Annotated in this window: 19 protein-coding genes and 1 tRNA gene; 8 read left to right on the top strand and 12 right to left on the bottom strand. The window is 72.4% G+C overall.

Features of this window, described 5'->3' with window-relative positions:
* Positions 1-23: 23 nt before the first annotated feature.
* From Q7L73_RS21715 to Q7L73_RS21705, 3 genes are all read right to left on the bottom strand, one after another.
* Complete coding sequence (locus Q7L73_RS21715) at positions 24-281, bottom strand: hypothetical protein (RefSeq protein WP_304691572.1); 258 nt, start codon at positions 279-281, stop codon at positions 24-26.
* Positions 282-355: 74 nt separating this feature from the next.
* On the bottom strand, positions 356-673 hold the full coding sequence (locus Q7L73_RS21710) for a nucleotidyltransferase domain-containing protein (protein ID WP_304691573.1): 318 nt from the start codon (positions 671-673) through the stop codon (positions 356-358).
* 66 nt (positions 674-739) lie between these two features.
* Positions 740-824 (bottom strand) — tRNA-Leu (locus Q7L73_RS21705).
* A gap of 153 nt (positions 825-977) precedes the next feature.
* Here Q7L73_RS21705 and lexA point away from each other — a divergent pair.
* From lexA to Q7L73_RS21675, 6 genes are all read left to right on the top strand, one after another.
* Complete coding sequence (lexA, locus tag Q7L73_RS21700) at positions 978-1,592, top strand: transcriptional repressor LexA (RefSeq protein WP_304691574.1); 615 nt, start codon at positions 978-980, stop codon at positions 1,590-1,592.
* Between the two features lie 86 nt (positions 1,593-1,678).
* On the top strand, positions 1,679-2,011 hold the full coding sequence (locus Q7L73_RS21695; protein ID WP_304691575.1) for a hypothetical protein: 333 nt from the start codon (positions 1,679-1,681) through the stop codon (positions 2,009-2,011).
* A 449-nt stretch (positions 2,012-2,460) separates the two neighbouring features.
* Positions 2,461-3,813 (top strand): transaminase, encoded by a 1,353-nt coding sequence (locus tag Q7L73_RS21690; protein ID WP_304691576.1) that lies wholly within the window; start codon positions 2,461-2,463, stop codon positions 3,811-3,813.
* Positions 3,814-3,818: 5 nt separating this feature from the next.
* Positions 3,819-4,601, top strand: a complete 783-nt coding sequence (locus Q7L73_RS21685; protein WP_304691577.1) for an SDR family NAD(P)-dependent oxidoreductase — start codon at positions 3,819-3,821, stop codon at positions 4,599-4,601.
* Positions 4,588-5,355 carry an SDR family NAD(P)-dependent oxidoreductase gene (locus Q7L73_RS21680; protein WP_304691578.1) on the top strand — a complete coding sequence of 256 codons (768 nt, stop codon included), beginning with the start codon at positions 4,588-4,590 and terminating at the stop codon, positions 5,353-5,355. The genes Q7L73_RS21685 and Q7L73_RS21680 overlap by 14 nt, the downstream gene beginning before the upstream one ends.
* 2 nt (positions 5,356-5,357) lie before the next feature.
* Positions 5,358-5,834 (top strand): Lrp/AsnC family transcriptional regulator, encoded by a 477-nt coding sequence (locus tag Q7L73_RS21675; protein WP_304691579.1) that lies wholly within the window; start codon positions 5,358-5,360, stop codon positions 5,832-5,834.
* A 68-nt stretch (positions 5,835-5,902) separates the two neighbouring features.
* Here the strand turns inward: Q7L73_RS21675 and Q7L73_RS21670 are convergent, their stop codons facing one another.
* The 8 genes from Q7L73_RS21670 to Q7L73_RS21635 are packed head-to-tail and all read right to left on the bottom strand — an operon-like array spanning position 5,903 to position 13,687.
* The gene (locus tag Q7L73_RS21670) at positions 5,903-6,859 is read right to left on the bottom strand and encodes a P1 family peptidase (RefSeq protein WP_304691580.1); all 957 of its coding nucleotides are present in this window, start codon (positions 6,857-6,859) and stop codon (positions 5,903-5,905) included.
* Positions 6,860-6,874: 15 nt separating this feature from the next.
* Positions 6,875-7,633, bottom strand: a complete 759-nt coding sequence (locus tag Q7L73_RS21665; protein WP_304691581.1) for an ABC transporter ATP-binding protein — start codon at positions 7,631-7,633, stop codon at positions 6,875-6,877.
* Positions 7,630-8,583, bottom strand: a complete 954-nt coding sequence (locus tag Q7L73_RS21660) for an ABC transporter ATP-binding protein (RefSeq protein ID WP_304691582.1) — start codon at positions 8,581-8,583, stop codon at positions 7,630-7,632. Before Q7L73_RS21660 ends, Q7L73_RS21665 begins: the two co-directional genes overlap by 4 nt.
* Positions 8,583-9,473: an ABC transporter permease gene (locus Q7L73_RS21655; RefSeq protein WP_304691583.1), complete on the bottom strand. Its 891-nt coding sequence runs from the start codon at positions 9,471-9,473 to the stop codon at positions 8,583-8,585. Before Q7L73_RS21655 ends, Q7L73_RS21660 begins: the two co-directional genes overlap by 1 nt.
* Positions 9,470-10,432: an ABC transporter permease gene (locus Q7L73_RS21650; RefSeq protein ID WP_304691584.1), complete on the bottom strand. Its 963-nt coding sequence runs from the start codon at positions 10,430-10,432 to the stop codon at positions 9,470-9,472. The genes Q7L73_RS21655 and Q7L73_RS21650 overlap by 4 nt, the downstream gene beginning before the upstream one ends.
* A 3-nt stretch (positions 10,433-10,435) precedes the next feature.
* Entirely contained in the window at positions 10,436-12,043 is a 1,608-nt protein-coding gene (locus Q7L73_RS21645) for an ABC transporter substrate-binding protein (protein ID WP_304691585.1), read from the bottom strand.
* 20 nt (positions 12,044-12,063) lie between these two features.
* Positions 12,064-12,747 carry an MSMEG_1061 family FMN-dependent PPOX-type flavoprotein gene (locus Q7L73_RS21640; protein WP_304691586.1) on the bottom strand — a complete coding sequence of 228 codons (684 nt, stop codon included), beginning with the start codon at positions 12,745-12,747 and terminating at the stop codon, positions 12,064-12,066.
* Positions 12,740-13,687 (bottom strand): PDR/VanB family oxidoreductase, encoded by a 948-nt coding sequence (locus tag Q7L73_RS21635; RefSeq protein WP_304691587.1) that lies wholly within the window; start codon positions 13,685-13,687, stop codon positions 12,740-12,742. Before Q7L73_RS21635 ends, Q7L73_RS21640 begins: the two co-directional genes overlap by 8 nt.
* A gap of 208 nt (positions 13,688-13,895) precedes the next feature.
* On the opposite strand from Q7L73_RS21635, the gene Q7L73_RS21630 reads away from it, so the two are divergent.
* A complete protein-coding gene (locus Q7L73_RS21630; RefSeq protein ID WP_304691588.1) occupies positions 13,896-14,516 on the top strand; it encodes a TetR/AcrR family transcriptional regulator in 621 nt (206 codons plus the stop codon).
* On the top strand, positions 14,513-15,601 hold the full coding sequence (locus Q7L73_RS21625; protein ID WP_304691589.1) for a C45 family peptidase: 1,089 nt from the start codon (positions 14,513-14,515) through the stop codon (positions 15,599-15,601). Before Q7L73_RS21630 ends, Q7L73_RS21625 begins: the two co-directional genes overlap by 4 nt.
* A gap of 59 nt (positions 15,602-15,660) precedes the next feature.
* Here the strand turns inward: Q7L73_RS21625 and Q7L73_RS21620 are convergent, their stop codons facing one another.
* Entirely contained in the window at positions 15,661-17,037 is a 1,377-nt protein-coding gene (locus Q7L73_RS21620) for a glutamate decarboxylase (protein ID WP_304691590.1), read from the bottom strand.
* Positions 17,038-17,257: the final 220 nt, after the last annotated feature.

The raw sequence follows: 17,257 nt of genomic DNA, 5'->3' as shown, positions 1-17,257 counted from the left end.
ACGGCCCAGCCAGGGTTGAGACGCTAACGCTGCGCGGTTAGCCCCTGGGCCCAGCGAACTGCGCCTTCGGCAGTCACGAGCGCGGCCTTGCGGTCGAGCGGCGCGGCCGGTTCGTCATAGCGCATGTCTGCCGCCCACGGAGTGAGCCAGTCCGCTTCCCTGAGCGGTTCTGGGAGCGCGACCTCGGCACGCTCCGCGAGTGAGACGAGGAACGTGACGTCATGAGTGCGCGGGAACGTCGTGCGCGTGAAAGCCGATGACGTCGTCGTCGGTCTCGTCATCGGCTGCGAGGATGCGGCAGGCATGCAGGTCGCTCGCGGCGCGGCGGAGGAGCTGCTCGGCGACCTCGCGATTGTCAGCCGGCATCGAGGAGGCGGCCGTCGGTGAGCGCGTGGTGGACCATCGTGCCGGGGACGTTGGCGCGGCTCGCGGCGGTGGTGCTGTCGAGCACGATCACGTCGACCGGAACGCCGACGTCGCCGATCGCGCGGCGCAGCCGGACGGCCTCCTTGGCACGGTCTTCGACGATCGGCTCGATCACGAGGAAGTCGAGATCGCTGTCCGGTCCCGTCTGCTGGCGAGCGGCGGATCCGAAGAGATAGACGCGAGCCGCATCGGGGATCGCCGCCGTGAGGCGGCTGCTGGCCAGGGCGATCGTTCGCTCGTCGATCATGACCGAACGGTACCGGCAACAAGAAGGGCCCGCACGTGGTGCGGGCCCTTCAGGTGCTTCTCACAGTGCGGTCGAGAGGACTCGAACCTCCACGGGGTTATCCCCCACAAGGCCCTCAACCTTGCGCGTCTACCAATTCCGCCACGACCGCGTGGGGACGCGCAGTATAGCCAGGCGGGGGCGCGGGGCGCGTACCGGTCGGCGGGGCGATCGGAGGCGGCGATTTGGAGTCCGTCCGCGGCATGCGTATCATTCTCGAACACATGTTCGTCTCGACCCCAAGCAACGAGGAGTCAGTCGCCTGATGGTGGACCTCACGAAGCGCCAGCAGGAGATCTTCGAGTTCATCAAGTCCTACTCGGCTCGATACGGCTACCCGCCCACGGTGCGCGATATCGGCAAGGCGGTCGGCCTCGCGTCGTCGTCGACGGTGCACGCCCACCTCGCCAACCTGGAGAAGGTCGGCCTGCTGCGGCGGGATCCGTCGAAGCCGCGCGCGATCGAGCTGCTCGACAAGGCCGTCGACGGGATCAAGAACATCGTCAAGCCGGCCGGCCTGCCGCTCGTCGGCTCGGTCCAGGCCGGTCAGCCGGTGCTCGCCGAGGAGGAGATCGAGGACTACATCGAGACCCCGGTGGTCGCGGGCGGGGCGGAGGGCGAGTACCTCCTGCGCGTGCGCGGCGAGTCGATGAAGAACGCCGGCATCCTGCCCGACGACCTCGTCGTCGTGCGCAGACAGGAGACGGCGCGGGACGGTGAGATCGTCGTCGCGCTCGTCGGCGAGGAGGCGACCGTCAAGCGCTTCTTCCAGGAGCAGGACCACATCCGCCTGCAGCCGGAGAACGAGACGATGGAGCCGATCCGCGTCAGGGAGGTTCAGATCCTCGGCAAGGTCATCGGCTTGATGCGGAGCATGTGATGGCGGTCGTCGTGGCGGATCGAATCGAACGCCCGCAGTCGCTGTTCGACTTGCTCGACGGTCCGGCCCCGGGTGCGCCTGGGAGGGTGGATCGCGCGCCGGCGGCGCCGCTTGAGCGGCGCCTGCTGGAGGAGCGTGACGCGGAGGTCGCGCCGGAGGCCGCCGGTGCGGCATCCGCGACCGACACACCCGGGGCCGACCTCGACGCTGGTGGAGTGACGCACGTGCACGGCGGCGTGGGCGCTGAGCCGACGCTCGACGACCTGCTCGTCGGGACGTGGGAGGGGCTCACCGTCCAGTCCGCCGCCGTGCCGTGCCCGCTCTGCGACGGCACGCTGCGCCCGCTCTACGCCGACGCCGGTGCCGCCGCACCGGTCGTGGCCGGGCGCTGCGACAGCTGCGACACCGTGCTGTCGTAGCGCGGACGCGGGCATCGTCTACTGGCACGCGCCGCCGGAGACGAGCAGGTCGGCTGCCGTGCGCCGGGCTTGCGCAGCGCTGATGCAACCGCGTCTGTAACAAACGGAGGCGTCACCTCAGGGCCGTTGTCCGGCCCCATCTGCTTAGACTTCCTCGCCCCCGAATTGGGTGGTCGCGGGTCCGTGTCGCCTGGGGAGGGGAGCGGACTCGCGACCTTGGGGCGCCTTCTTCGCGCGCAAGCGTCTCCAGATCATCCGTGTCGCAGCGGCGGAACCGTGTGCGTGCCGCGGCGGTGTCCCCCGGCGGCGCGCCCGCGCGGGGTGGGCGGTTGGGAGGCTTGTGCGCGCGGGCGGCGGTAGGGGTTGGCCGCATAGACGATCGAAACGAAAGTTGTAATCGCTTTACGCTTCCGATTTGATGGAACGAGTCATCGAACGGAAGGGTCAACGTGGTCTCCGATAGTCGTCTTCAGCAGCTGCTCGCGCGCGAGCGGGAGTCGTTCGCGCAGCGCAACCCGCGCTCGCGGGCGGCGTACGAGGCGGCCGACCATCTCTTCGGCCGCGTGCCGATGACCTGGATGAACAAGACCGCCGGCGGTCATCCGCTCTACCTCGACAGGGCCGAGGGTGCGCACGTGTGGGATCTCGACGGGCACGAGTACGTCGACCTCTGCCTCGGCGACACCGGCGCGATGGCCGGGCACTCGCCCGCGCCGACGGTGGCGGCGGTGCAGCGGCGCTTCGGCGAGCTGGGCGGCGCGACCGCGATGCTGCCGACCGAGGACGCCGCCTGGGTCGGCGCCGAGCTGGCGCGCCGCTTCGGGCTGCCGCTGTGGAGCTTCTCGCTGACCGCGACCGACGCCAACCGCTGGGCGATCCGGCTCGTGCGCGCCGTCACCGGGCGGCCGAAGATCCTCGTCAACAGCTACTGCTACCACGGCTCGGTCGACGAGTCGCTGATCGTCGTCGGCGCCGGCGGCGAGGCGGAGAGCCGCGAGGGCAACGTCGGCGCGCCCTGCGACGTCACGCTGACGAGCCGCGTCGCCGAGTACAACGATCTCGAACGGCTCGAGCGCGAGCTGGCCCACGGCGACGTCGCCGCCGTGCTGATGGAGCCGGCGCTGACCAACATCGGCATCGTGCTGCCCGAGCCCGGCTACCTGGAGGGCGTCCGCCGCCTCACGCGCCAGCACGGCACGCTGCTGATCAACGACGAGACGCACACCTTCTCCGCCGGCCCCGGCGGCGCGACGCGGGCGTGGGGCCTGGAGCCTGACGTGCTGACGATCGGCAAGGCGCTCGCCGGCGGCATCCCCTGCGGCGCCTACGGTCTCAGCGCCGAGCTGGCGGCGAAGATCGACGCGCGCGACGACCTCGACCTGGTCGACATGGGCGGCGTCGGCGGCACGCTCGCCGGCAACCCGGTCTCGACCGCCGCGATGCGCGCGACGCTCGCCGAGGTGCTCACCGACGAGGCGTTCGCGGGTATGACCGCGCTCGCGACCCGCTTCACCGACGGCGTCCGCGCGATCATCGACGAGCACGGCCTGCCGTGGTCGATCCAGCAGCTCGGCGCCCGCGCCGAGTACCGCTTCGCCAGCCCCGCGCCGCGCAACGGCGGCGAGTCGCACGCCGCCCACCAGCCCGACCTGGACGACTACCTCCACCTCCACCTCGCCAACCGCGGCGTGCTGCTGACCCCCTTCCACGCGATGGCGCTGATGTCGCCCGCGACGACCGCCGCCGACGTCGACCGGCACCACGAGGTCTTCGCCGAGGCCGTGCGGGAGCTGGTCGCGTGACGGGGATGGATCTGCGGGGGCGCGTCGCGCTCGTCACCGGCGCCGGCAGCGCCGAGGGGATCGGCTTCGCGGTCGCGCGGCGGCTGGCGCAGCTGGGGGCGGGCGTGCTCGTCGCCGCGACCAGCGAGCGGATCCATGAGCGCGCGCGGGAGCTGACGCAGCAGACCGGGGTGGAGGCCGCCGGCTTCGTCGCCGACCTGACCGACCCGCAGCAGGCCGACGCGCTCGTCGCGGCCGCGATCGCCCGCTTCGGCCGCCTCGACGTGCTCGTCAACAACGCCGGCATGACGGCGACGACCGATCCGCAGCAGCCGCAGGCGCTCGCCGTCACGACCGACGGGCAGTGGCGCGCGGCGCTGGAGCGCAACCTCTCGACCGCCTTCCACGTCACGCGCGCGGCGCTGCCGGCGATGACGGCCGCCGGCTTCGGGCGGATCGTCAACGTCGCCTCGACCTCGGGCACCGTCGGCGCCTACGCCGGCGACGCCGCCTACCACGCGGCGAAGGCCGGCATGGTCGGCCTCACGCGCGCGCTCGCGATCGAGACCGCCGCGCAGGGGCTCACCGTCAACGCTGTCGCCCCCGGCTGGATCGCGACGCCCTCCTCGACCGAGGAGGAGCTGCGGGCCGGTGCCGCGACCCCCGTCGGCCGCTCCGGCACGCCCGACGAGATCGCCGCCGTCGTCGCGCTGCTCGCCGCGCCGGCGGCGTCGTACCTGACCGGCCAGCTGATCGTCGTCGACGGCGCCAACTCGATCATGGAGGAGAAGCAGCATGCCGGAGTCTGAGCGCGTCCTCATCAGCGGCGCCGCGGGCGGGATGGGCGCCGCGACCGCGCGGCGGTTCGCGGCCGGCGGCTGGACGCCGGTCCTGACCGACCTGCCCGGCCCGAGGCTCGACGCGATCGCCGGCGAGCTGGACGCGCAGGCGATCCCGGCCGACCTGCGCACGAAGCAGGCCTGCGACGCCGTCGTCGCGGAGGCGGGCGCGCTCGACTGCCTCGTCGCGGCCGCCGGCCTCTGGACCGAGGGACCCGCCGAGGAGACGACCGAGGAGGCGTGGGATCGCGTCCTCGACGTGAACCTCAAGGGCCTCTTCTTCCTGACGGCGGCGGCGATTCCGGTGCTGGCGCGCGCGGGCGAGGGCGGCGCGCGAGCGGCCGGCTCGATCGTCGCCGTCTCCTCCGACGCCGGCCTCCACGGCAACACCGGCGCGGCCGTCTACTGCGCCTCCAAGGGCGGCGTCTCCAACCTCGTGCGCGCGCTCGCGCTCGAGCTGGCGCCGCGCGGGGTGCGCGTCAACGCCGTCTGCCCCGGCGACGTCGAGACGCCGATGCTGACGTACCAGGCGGAAACCTTCGGCGGCGGCGACCCCGACGGCTACCGCCGCGCGCTGCTCGCCTCCTACCCGCAGAAGCAGCAGGCCCGCTTCACGCAGCCGCACGAGGTCGCGGAGCTGATCTGGTACCTCGCGCAGCCGGCCGCGGCGCCGATCACCGGCGCCAACCTGTCGATCGACTTCGGCCTCACGGCGGGGGTGTGACGATGCCCGCGCCGCGCAGACCCCGCGAGCAGGTCGCGCTCGACGCGACCGACAAGGCGCTGCTGAGAGCGCTGCAGCGCGACGGGCGGATGTCGTACGCGCAGCTCGGGCCGCTCGTCAACCTGTCCGCGCCGGCGGTGCGGCAGCGCGTCCAGCGGCTGCTCGACACCGGCGTGCTGAGAGTCGTCGGCGTGACCGACCCGCTCGCGCTCGGGCTGCCGCTGATGGCGATGGTCGGCGTCAAGGCCGACGGCGACGTGCGCGCCGTCGCCGACCGCCTCTCAGAGCTGCCGGCGGTGATCTACGTCGTGCTGACGAGCGGCGTCTACGACCTGCTGGTCGAGGTCGTCTGCCGCGAGCCGCACGAGCTGCTCGACCTCGTCGAGGACGCGATCAAGCCGATCGACGGGGTGCGCGGGGTCGAGTCGCTCGTCTACCTCGACATCCACACGCACCGCTTCACCTGGGACGTGCCGTAGCCGGCCGACATGGCGGCTCGCCGGAAAGGCGAGCCGCCAGGCGAGCGTTTCCGAGGCGATCCGAGCCGCTAGGCGAGGACTCGCCCCAGCTCGCTCAGCGACGGGATCCCGTGGAGGCCGCTCGCGGAGCGGACGGCGTCGCGGATCGCCGCGGCGACGACCTCGGTCGTGACCGCCTCCAGCGCCAGCGCCGATCTGACCTCGACTCTGCCGGTCGCCACCGCGAAGGCGGTGTCGCCGTCGAATCCGGTCGCGCACGGCGAGATCGCGTGCGCGATCCCGCTGTGGCCGGCCTGCGCCAGCCGCCAGGTCTCGCGCTTGGGCAGCTTCGCGTCGGTCGCGACGAACACGAGCGTCGTCGCCTGACCCCAGTCCAGCTCGGGATCGGCCTCGTTGGCGAGGTACTCCGAGACGCGCGCGAACCTGCCGCTGCGGCGCAGGCCGGCGAGCACCTGGCCGTCCTCGCCGATCACGTCGCCGACCGGGTTGACCGCGGCCCAGGCGGCGACCGTCGCGCCCTGTGCCGTCTTGCGGTGGGCGCGGCCGAAGCCGCCCTTGGTCGAGCTGCGGGCGTCGAGCGCGGAGCCGGCCAGCACCCCGGTGCCGACGCCGACGGTCCCTCTCTCCTCCTCGCCGGCCGGCACGGCGGCGGCGATCGCGGCGGCGGCCGAGTCGCCGTTGGGCCAGGCGTAGTCGCCGATGTGGATGTCGTAGACGACGGCGGCCGGGACCATCGGCACGGGGCCGTCGACCGTTCTGCTGCCGATCCCGTCCTTCGCCAGCAGGCCCGGCACGGCCGCGGCCGCCTCCAGCCCGAAGACGGTGCCGCCGGTCAGCACGACGGCGTGCGCCTCGTCGGCGGAGCCCTGCGGCTCGAAGACGGGGATGTTGATCGTGCCGGTCGACTGGCCGCGCGCCTCGGCGGCGCAGACGTTGCCGGGCGGCAGCAGGAAGACGGTCATGCCGGTGCCGGCGTCGAGGTCGGTCCAGTGGCCGATGCGGATGCCGTCGATCAGTGAGGTCATGCGTGGGGGGTCCTTTTAGATCTCGCTCGCACGCTGGAGCGCGCGCGTGTACGGGTGCGTCGACGGCTCATAGAACGAGGCCGCGGTGCCCTCGTCGACGATCTCGCCGCCGCGCATCACGACGATGCGGTCGGCGGCGTAACGCGTCGCCGCGAGGTCGTGGGAGATGAACAGGGCGGCGAAGCCGTGCTGCCGCTGCAGCCGCCGGATGAGGTTGAGGATCTGCGACTGGATCGAGACGTCCAGCGCGGAGACGGCCTCGTCGAACAGCACGAAGCGCGGCTCGGTGATCAGCGCCCGTGCGACGGAGGCGCGCTGGCGCTGGCCGCCCGACAGCTCGGCCGGGTAGCGATCGGCGAAGTCGCGGTCGAGGCCGACCTCGGCCAGCATCTGCTCGACCTGCGCCCGCCGCGACGCCTTCGTGCCCGTGCCGCTGATCGCGAGCGGCTCCTCGATCGAGGCGGCGACCGTCAGGCGCGGGTCCAGCGACCACTGCGGATGCTGCAGCACGACCGCGAAGCGGCCGCGCTGGGCGCGCCGGTCCAGCGGCGCGCCGTCGAAGCGGACGGCGCCCTGCTGTGGTCTCAGCAGACCGAGGCAGAGCTTGCCGATCGTCGACTTGCCGGAGCCCGACTCGCCAACGAGGCCGACGGTCTCGCCGCGCCCTGCGGCGAGCGAGACGCCGTGCAGCGCCGGCACACGTCTGCGCGCCCACGGCGGCCCGGCGACGTAGTCGAACCTGACCGCGTCGAGTTCGAGGACGGGAGCGCTCATGCGGCCTTCTCCTTCACCGGCGCCAGATGGCACAGCACGTCGTGGTCGTCGCTGTGGACGACGGGACGCTCGACCGAGCAGGCCTCGACCGCGCAGGCGCAGCGGCCGACGAAGGCGCAGCCTCTGAACGCCCCGTGCAGCACCGGCGGGATGCCGGCGATCGGTCTCAGCGTCTCGCCCGGCGCCTCCGCCCCCGGCGCCGCGTCGAGCAGCGCGCGCGTGTACGGGTGCTGCGGCGAGGAGAACAGCTCCTGCGCCGGCGCCGTCTCGACCACGCGCCCGCCGTAGACGACCGCGACGCGCGTGCAGAAGCGGCGCACGGCGCGCAGGTCGTGGCTCATCAGCATCAGCGCCGTGCCGGCCTCGCGCGTCAGCGAGACGAGCAGCTCGAGGATCTCGGAGCGGACGGAGGCGTCGAGCGAGGCGGTCGGCTCGTCGGCGATCACCGCCTGCGGCGCGCGTGCGAGCGCCAGCGCGATCGAGACGCGCTGCGCCATCCCGCCCGACAGCTGGTGCGGGAAGGCCCGCAGCGTCCGCTCGGGATCGGGCAGTCTGACTCGCTCCAGGTGCTCGACCAGCTCGCGGTCGCCGGGCTTGCCGCCGATCATCCAGCCGAGCTGGCGGCCGATCCGCGCGGTCGGGTCGAGCGTGCCGATCGGGTCCTGGAAGACGAACCCGAGCGTGTCGCGCCGCAGCGCTCGCAGCTCCTCGTCGCCCATCGCCAGCACCGAGCGGCCGCCGACGAGCACGTCGCCCGAGGACACGCGCGCGTTCCCCGGCAGCAGCCGCGCCAGCGCGACGCCGATCGTCGACTTGCCCGAGCCGGACTCGCCGACGACGCCGACGACCTCGCCCGCGGCGACCTCCAGCGAGGCCTCGTCCAGCGCCCGCACGGGCCCGCGCCGCGTCGCGTACTCGACCACCAGGTCGCGCGCCTCCAGGAACGCCATCACGCCTCCCGTTCGAGCGTCGGGTCGGTCTCGCGCCGCAGCGCGTCGCCGACGAGGTTGAAGGCCAGCACCGCCAGCCCCAGCACGACGCCGGGGACGAGCGCGTAGGCCGGGTCGATCGTCAGGTACAGCCGGCCGGAGCCGACGAGCGAGCCGAGCGACGCCGCCGGCGCCTGCACGCCGAGGCCGAGGAAGCTCATCCCGCCCTCGATCAGCATCCCGAGCGAGATCGCGTAGGCGACCTGGCCGATCACGACGCCGCGCACGTTCGGCAGCAGGTGGACGCGCAGCAGCCGCCAGCGGCTCGCGCCCGCGACCTCGGCCGCGGTCACGAAGTCGCGCTCGACGACCGGCAGCGCCGCCGCCCGCACGACGCGCACCATCGTCGGCAGCGTGACGGCGAAGACGGCCGCCATCGCCGCCGCGCGGCCGGGGCCGGCGACGACGCTGACGAGGATCGCGATCAGGAAGACGGGGAAGCTGAAGATCACGTCGGTGGCGCGCACGATCAGCTCGTCGACGCGGCGGCCGGCGAGCGCGGCGAAGCAGCCGGCGAGCACGCCGACGACCGTCGCGACAAGCACGACGCCGGTCGCGATCAGGATCGTCTCGCGGATCCCCTCGACGATCCGCGGCAGCAGCGCGCGGCCGAGTTCGTCGGTGCCGAGCAGGTGGCCGTCGCCGGGCGGCGCGAGGCGGTCGCCGGTCGACTCCGTCGGCGAGCCGATCGGCAGCGCCGGGCCGAACAGGCCGATCGCAACCAGCGCGATCAGCAGGAAGAGGCCGAAGCGGCCGAGCGGGTCGCCCTTGAAGGGGACCCGCGGGCGCCGGCGGCCAGCGGAGGGAGCCGCCGGCGCCGCGGGGGTGGGGGAGGGGAAGGTGACGCTCACTTCGCGCTCCGCGCGCCGATGCGCGGGTCGAGGACGCCGTACAGGAGGTCGACGAGCATCGAGATCAGCACGAAGGCCGCCGCGGCGACGAGCACCGCGCCCTGCACGACCGGATAGTCGCGGTGGCCGGTCGCGTCGATCACGTAGCGGCCGATCCCGTCGAGCGAGAACAGCACCTCCGCGATCACCGCGCCGCCGAGCAGGTAGCCGAGGTAGACGGCGAAGACCGTCAGCACCGGCACCGAGGAGTTGCGCAGCACGTGGCGGCGGACGATCTGCCCGCGCGTCTCGCCGCGCGCGATCGCCGCCTGCACGTACGGCTCCGAGGCGATCTGCGCGACCGCGCCGCGCGTCGTCGTCATCACGAAGCCCATGCCGAGCACCGAGATCGTCAGCGCCGCCGGCAGCGCGGCCTGCAGGTTCGCGTACGGGTCGGAGAACAACGGCTCCCAGCCGCCGACGGTGAACGGCACCTCATAGGTGGAGATCACCCACACCAACAGGGCGCCGACGAGGATGTCCGGCAAGCTCAGCAGGACCGAGTTGCCGACCCGCACGAAGCCGGTCGCGCGGCGGCTGCGGCTGATCCCGCCGACGAGCCCGAGCGGCACGCCGACCAGCAGCGCCAGCAGGCCGCCGAGCAGCGCCAGCTCGACCGTCACCGCCGCGCGCGAGCCCAGCTCCGAGACGACCGAGTCACCGGAGGTGAGCGAGTCGCCGAGGTCGCCGGTGAGCGCGTTGCCGGCCCACTTGAGGTACTGGGCCGGCAGCGGGTCGTCGAGGCCGTACTTGTCGATCAGGGCAGCGCGCGCCTCGGGTCTGGCGTTGGTCGGCAGCATCACGTCGGCGTAGCTGCCCGGGACCGAGCGCATCGCGGCGAAGACTGCGACCGAGATCACCGCCAGCGTCACGAACGCGATCAGCAGGCGAACGCCGGCGAAGCGCGCGAACTGCCCCATCGATCAGGCCGCTCTCGCGAGCGCGTACTCGGGCGAGTGGCGCAGCGGGTGGATGTTGCCGTCCTTGTCGTCGACCTCGACCCTGATCAGGTCGGTGCGCCAGGCGATCGTCGCGTTCTTGGTCACGAGCGGGATCATCGACGCCTGCTCGTCGACCGCCGCCGAGGCCTGCTTCAGCGCCTCCGGCTCCGCGTCTCTGCTCGCCTGCTGCGCTCTGACGATCAGCTGCTGCGTTCTCGGGTCTCTGACCTGGAAGGCGAACGGGCTGATGTCGAGGTTCCAGAGGTTGAGCGCCTGCGCCGGGCCGACGTAGGCCGCGTACCAGGAGACGGTCGCGTCGAACTTCGGCGGTCTCTGCGTGTAGACGCGGTCGACCCAGACGCCCTCCTCCAGCGAGCCGAGCGTCACCTTCACGCCGACCGCCTCGAGGTTCTGCTGCAGCACCTGCGCGATCCGGCCGAACGCCTCGCCGGGGTAGACGATCTCGAACGAGAGGTCGGGCTCGCCGGCCTGCTGCAGCAGCGCTCTCGCCTTCTCGGGGTCGTGCGCGAGCGTCGGTCTCGGCGCTATCGCGCCGAAGGCGGCGCTGACGACGCCGGTCGGCTGGCCGGTGCCGGCGAGCGCGATGTCGCGGATCTGGTCGCGGTCGATCGCGTAGGAGATCGCCTGCCGCACGCGCTGGTCGGTGAACGGCGAGCCCTTGCCGGTCGCGTTCAGCACGAGCACGTAGAAGTCGGTCCGGTCCTGCACCTTGACCTCGGTGTTCGGCACGTCGGCGAGCAGCCGCTCGGCGTCCGGCACGTCGAAGTAGGTGAGGTCGATCGAGCCGTCGCGCAGCGCCGCGATGCGGGCGTTGTCGTCGGGCATGATCTTGATCGACAGCCTGTCGGCGATCGGCGGCTGCCAGGCGTGCGGGTTTCTCACCAGCATCCAGCTCGAGCCGGCCTTGTGGCTCTGGACCATGAACGGGCCAGTGCCGAGCATCTGTCTGGAGAGGTCGACTCTGCCGGCTCTGACCTCGGCCATCGGCAGGATCACCGCGTAGGCGGAGGCGAGCGCGGACAGGAAGGTCGAGCTGGGGGCGGGCAGCGTGAATCTGACCGTTCTCGCGTCGACGCTCGCGACTCTCGTGCCGGGCGCGACGAACGACGCCAGCGACGAGGCGACTCTCGGGTCGAAGTAGCGCTCGAAGGTCGCGACGACGTCGTCGGTCGTGAGCGCGCGCCCGTTGGAGAATCTGACGCCGTCACGCAGCGTGAAGACGATCTCGGTGTCGCTCGGCTGCTCCCAGCTCTCGGCCAGGCCGGGGATCAGTCTCAGCTCGCCGTCGACCGCGATCAGCGGGTCGTAGACGATCTGGAACAGCTCCATCGAGCTGCCGACGCCGCCGGTCGTCGGGTCCAGCAGCGTCGCCTCGGCCGGCTTGCCCCAGACGATCGTCCCGCCTCTGGCCGTCGCGATCGTCGACGCGCCCGTGGCCGTGCCGGCCTCGTCGCGCTTGCCGCACGCGGCCAGCACCGACGAGCCGCCGATCGCGGCACTGCCGACCAGCATGCCCCGCAGCACGCTGCGGCGCGACACCCGCTGGGTGTCGAACAGATCCTGCAACACGGTCACTCTCTTCCTGGTGGTTACAGCTCTTTGACGTACGCGTCTTCGATCCAGTCGTCGATCTCCGACGACGTCCCGTGCGGCGCGCCCTTCTCGATCTCCATCAGCGAGAAGACGCCGATGCCGCGCGTCATGTCGTCGGCGAGCGACTGCCAGCGCGGGTCCCACATGCCGCTGCGGATCAGCGCCTTGCCGCAGTGCAGGTAGACCTCGTTGACGTCGATCACGAGCGCGAGCTTGGCGCGGCGCCCGTCGGCGGTGAAGCGGCTCAGCAGCTCCGCGTCGTCGGTGACGTAGGCGTCGCCGTTGACGCGCAGCGTCTCGCGCAGCCCGGGGATGAAGAAGAGCGTGCCGACGGCCGGGTTCTGGAGGATGTTCCGGAACGACTGCACGAGGTTGTTGCCGGTGCGGTCGGGCAGCGCGATCGTGCGCTCGTCCAGCACCTTCACGAAGCCGGGCCCGTCGCCGCGCGGCGAGCAGTCGGCGCGGCCCTCGCGGTCGCAGGTCGCGAGCGAGAGGAACGGCGAGTGGGCGATGAAGCGGCGCGCCGTCTCGCCGATCGTCGGCACGACCTTCGCCTCGGTCGTCTCGTGCGGGAAGCCGAGCACGGCGCGGATCCCGTCGAGGTCGAGCCGGTTGAACGCGGGCCGCGCCGGCCGCTGGGGGCGCGCGGTGCGCGTGGCGACGTGCGTGACCTCAGACATCGAGCACCAGCCGATCGCCGCGGGCGCGCGAGACGCAGACCATCATCGCCTCGCCGGCCGCGCGCTGGGCGGCGGAGAGGATGTCGTCGCGGTGCTCGACGGCGCCCTCGATCACGCGCGTCTCGCAGGCGCCGCAGACGCCCGATCTGCACGACGAGGAGACGCCGATGCCGGCGCGCAGGAGGCCGTCGAGCAGCGACTCGCCCTGCTCGATCGCGACCGTCGTGCCGCTGCGGCGGGCCTCGACCTCGAACGCCCGGTCGGGCGCGTGCTCGTGGACGGTCGGGGCGAAGCGCTCGAAGCGGACGTCCTCCTGCGCCCAGCCGACTCGCGCCGCCGTCTCGCGGACGGCCTCGATCAGCTGCTCGGGGCCGCAGCAGTAGACGAGCGTGCGGCGGCTCGGGGCGCTCAGCAGCTCGTCGAGCGGGAGCCGCCCGCGCAGGTCTGAGGGCCACAGCTCGACGCGGTCGCCGTAAGCGGCGCGCAGCTCGCGCCGGTAGGCCATCGAGCGCAGCGAGCGGCCGCCGTAGTGGAGGCGCCAGTCGGCGTCGCGGGCGTCGGCGGCGCGCGCCATCGACAGCAGCGGCGTGATGCCGATCCCGCCGCCGATGAAGCGGTACTCGTCGGCCGGGTCGAGCGAGAAGTGGTTGCGCGGCGCGCCGATGCGGACGCGCTGGCCGGGGCGCAGGAAGACGTGCACGTACTCGGAGCCGCCGCGGCTGTTGCGCTGCTGCAGCACGGCGATGCGGTAGGAGCTGAGGTCGGCCGGCGAGTCGATCAGCGAGTACTGGCGGGTGATTCCGACGGGCAGCACGAGGTCGACGTGCGCGCCCGGCTGCCAGGCCGGCAGCGGCTGCCCGTCGACGCGCTCCAGCCGGACGGACACGATCCCGTCGGCTTCGAGCGTGAGCTGTGTGGTGACGACCTCGAAGTCGCTCAATTGAACATCTCTCATGTGCTGCTCCAGTGACGAGCCCGCAGCGCCGGCACGACCGCCGGGCGCTGCGTTTTTCGTACGAATCAGCAAAACAGGGGTTGTCCGTGATGTCAAGCGATTCGTTGAAAGTGGCGTGGCAACGGGGAATGTGCGCCGTATGGAGGTCGCGAGCTTGAGATTTTCGTACGACTGTCTAAGATCATCGCCACCCATGGCGCGAACCCGAATTCAGACGCTCCGGCGTCAGCAGATCATCGAGGCCGCTCGCAGATCGATCGTCGAGCGCGGGCTCGAAGAGGTCGGCGTGCGCGACATCGCCGCCGCGGCGGGGATGTCGCCGGGATCGATCACCTACCACTTCCCTGCGCTCGACGACCTGCTGCAGCAGGTGCAGGACGAGGCGACGACGCGCTTCTCGACCGAGCGCTGGAGAGCGATCGAGGCGATCGAGGATCCGCGCCAGCAGCTCGTCGCGCTGTGCGAGGGCGGGATCGCGACCGGCCCCGACGACGAGCTGTACGCGCTCCTCTACGAGTTCACCGGCCTCGCGCGGCGCGAGCCGTCCTACCGCAACCTCTGGAAGACGCAGTACGACCGCCAGGTGCCGCTCTACCAGTCAGTCCTGGCGACCGGCGCCGGCGTCGGCCTCTTCAGGCTGGTCGCCTCCTCGCAGACGATCGCGCACCACCTCGTCGCGCTGGAGGACTCGCTCGCCTTCCACGTGCTGACCGGGGTCAGCTTCGACCGCGACACCGCGGTCGAGATGATGCTGCGCTACGCGAACGTCGCCACGGGCTGCGAGCTGAGACGGACGACGGAGGCAGCCGCATGAGCATCGCGACGACGATCCCGACCTGGCGTCACGTCGAGCACGACCCGCGCCTGCGCGGCCTCGCCTTCGGCACCACCTGGCGCGAGCAGATCGCGGTCACCTTCGACGGCTACGCGAGGCTGTTCGCGGCGGCGGGGCTGTCGGTCGAGCGGCAGCGGACGGTCGCGCTGGACTGCTTCTCGCACGCGGAGTCGTGGGCGCCCGCGCTGGCGCAGGAGATCGCGGCGGTCGCCGACGGCGCCGGCCTCGAGCTGTGGCAGCTGGCGGCGCTGAACGCGCGCACCGAGCTGCTCGCGGTGGCGCGCGCCGCCCGCGGCGAGTGCTCGACCTTCGCGGTCGCGCCGCCGGCCGGCGGCCCGCCGCGGACGCTGCAGACGTGGGACTGGTACGACCATCTGCGGGACGGCGCGGTGACGGTCGAGCTGCAGCCGCGCCCCGGGCGGACCGTGCGGCTGTTCACCGAGTTCGGCGTCGTCGGCAAGATCGGCGTCAACGACGCCGGGTTCGGCCTCCACTTCAACATCCTCGCCCACACCGCCGACGGCCGGGAGGAGGCCGGCGTCCCGGTCCACGTCGTCGCGCGGCGGCTGCTGGACGAGGCGGCGTCGGTCGACGAGGCCGAGGCGCTCGTGCGCGACGTGCCGCTGTCGGCCTCGACGGTGCTCACCTGCGTCGACTTCGACGGCGCGCGCGGCCGCGTGCGGATGCTCGAGCTGAGCCCCGCCGGCGTCGCCGCGATCACGCCCGCGACACGGGACGAGGGCGTGCTGCTGCATACCAACCACTTCCTCGACCCGGGCCTGGCGGCCGGCGAGCGGATGGCGCGGATAGACACCTCGACCGGCCCGCGGCTGGAGGAGCTGCGCGAGCGGGCGCTGGCGCTGGTCGGCGCGGCCTCCGCCGAGGAGCGCGCCGCCGCGATGCTCGACCACGGCGGCCCCGGCCTCTGCTGCCATCCCGCCGCCGACGCGCCGTTCGACGAGCGCTGGGAGACGCTCGCGACGATCTCGCTCGACATCGCGCAGGCGCGCCTGCGGCTCCACGCCGGCGGTCCCTGCGCCGACGCGGAGTGGCAGACGGTCTAGCCGCGGCTTGGCGGTGCGCGGCGGGTCGCCGTGCGCCGCGCGCCGCGCGCCGGTGCGGCCTAGTAGGCGTGGCCGCGGTGGACTCTCTTGGGGACGTGGTGGCCGGCTGCCCTTCTGCGCAGGTCGGCGATCGAGTCGGTGATGTCGTCGGCGAGCGCGTCGGCCAGCTCGCGTGACTGGTTGACCTTCACGAGGATCCGCAGGATCTGCTGGTCGTCGTTGTCGGGCGGCAGCTGGTAGGCCGGGACCATCCAGCCGCGCCGCTGCGCCAGCTCGGCGACGAGGTCGGTGCCGTTGAAGCGCTCGTCCGGGCGGACTCTCGCGATCACGAGCGGCAGCCGCGGCTCGCCGCCGACCAGCTCCAGCGCGTCCTCCGCCGCCAGCCGCTCCGACAGCGCGGCCGCGTTTCTGTCCATCGCGCGCACGAGCGAGGCGTAGCCCTGCCGGCCGAAGCGGACGAAGTTGTAGTACTGCGCGAGGATGAACGCGGAGCTGCCGGAGAAGTTGAGCGTGAAGGTCGCGTCGCGCTCGCCGAGGTAGTCCTCGTAGAAGACCAGCGGCTCCGGCAGCTGGTGCTCGTCGCGGAAGACGAGCCAGCCGACGCCCGGGTAGACGAGCCCGAACTTGTGGCCCGAGACGTTGATCGACGAGACGGTGTCGAGCCGGAAGTCCCACTCGAACTCGGGGTTGCTGAAGGGGAAGACGAAGCCGCCGCTGGCCGCGTCGACGTGCATCGGCACCTCGAGCCCTCTCGTGCTCTGCAGGTGTCTCAGCATCGCGTCGATCCCGGCGACGTCGTCGCACTCGCCGGTGAAGGTCGTGCCGACGACGGCGACGACGCCGATCGTGTTCTCGTCGATCTGCGGCTGCAGGTCGTCGGCACCGACCGTGAAGCGCCCGCGCGGCAGGTTCACCTGGCGCGGCTCGACGTCGAAGTAGCGGCAGAACTTGTCCCACACGACGTGCACGTCGGCGCCGTAGACGAGGTTCGGCTTCGCGGTCGACTTGCCGGCCTTCTCGCGCGCCGCCTTCCAGCGCCACTTCATCGCCAGCGCGCCGAGCATCACCGCCTCGGAGGAGCCGGCCGTCGCGGTGCCGGGGATCTCCGGGCACTCGACGCCGTGGAAGAGGTGGTGCAGCATCCGCACGCAGCGGTTGGCGATCTCGTTCGTGCGCGGGTACTCGGCGTGGTCGATCCAGTTGCGGTGGAGGTTGTTCTCGATCACGTAGCGCGCCTCGGGCTCCATGAACGTCGTCACGAACGTCGCGAGGTTCTTCGCCGGGTCGCCGTCGAGCAGCATCTCCGACTCGAGGATCGACAGCGCGACGCGCGGGTCGCGGCTGTGCTCCGGCATCTCCCGCACCGGCGCCGGCTGCGTGAAGTATCTCTCCGCGAAGGTGATCTCTCTGCCGTCTTCGGTCTGCTCGTCAAGCACGGTTGCGGCTCCCTCGTGTTTTCGGTGCGGTGGCGCGACGCTATCACCGCCCTTTATGCCCGGTCGATGACTGGTCTCCTGCACCAGCAATCGACCGGGGCTCCGGTTGGTTGAGGCGGGAGGGCGGCGCGGGTCAGTGCCAGGCGGCGGCGAGCGGGCGGGCGGCGCGGGCGCGCGGGCGGCGTGGGCGCGCGGGCGGCGTGGGCGGGCGGGCGGCGTG

It is taken from the genome of Conexibacter sp. CPCC 205762 (assembly GCF_030646155.1).
Lineage (GTDB): Bacteria > Actinomycetota > Thermoleophilia > Solirubrobacterales > Solirubrobacteraceae > Conexibacter.
The sequence above is the reverse complement of the archived record's forward strand: the minus strand, read 5'-3'. Positions and strand labels throughout refer to the sequence as shown.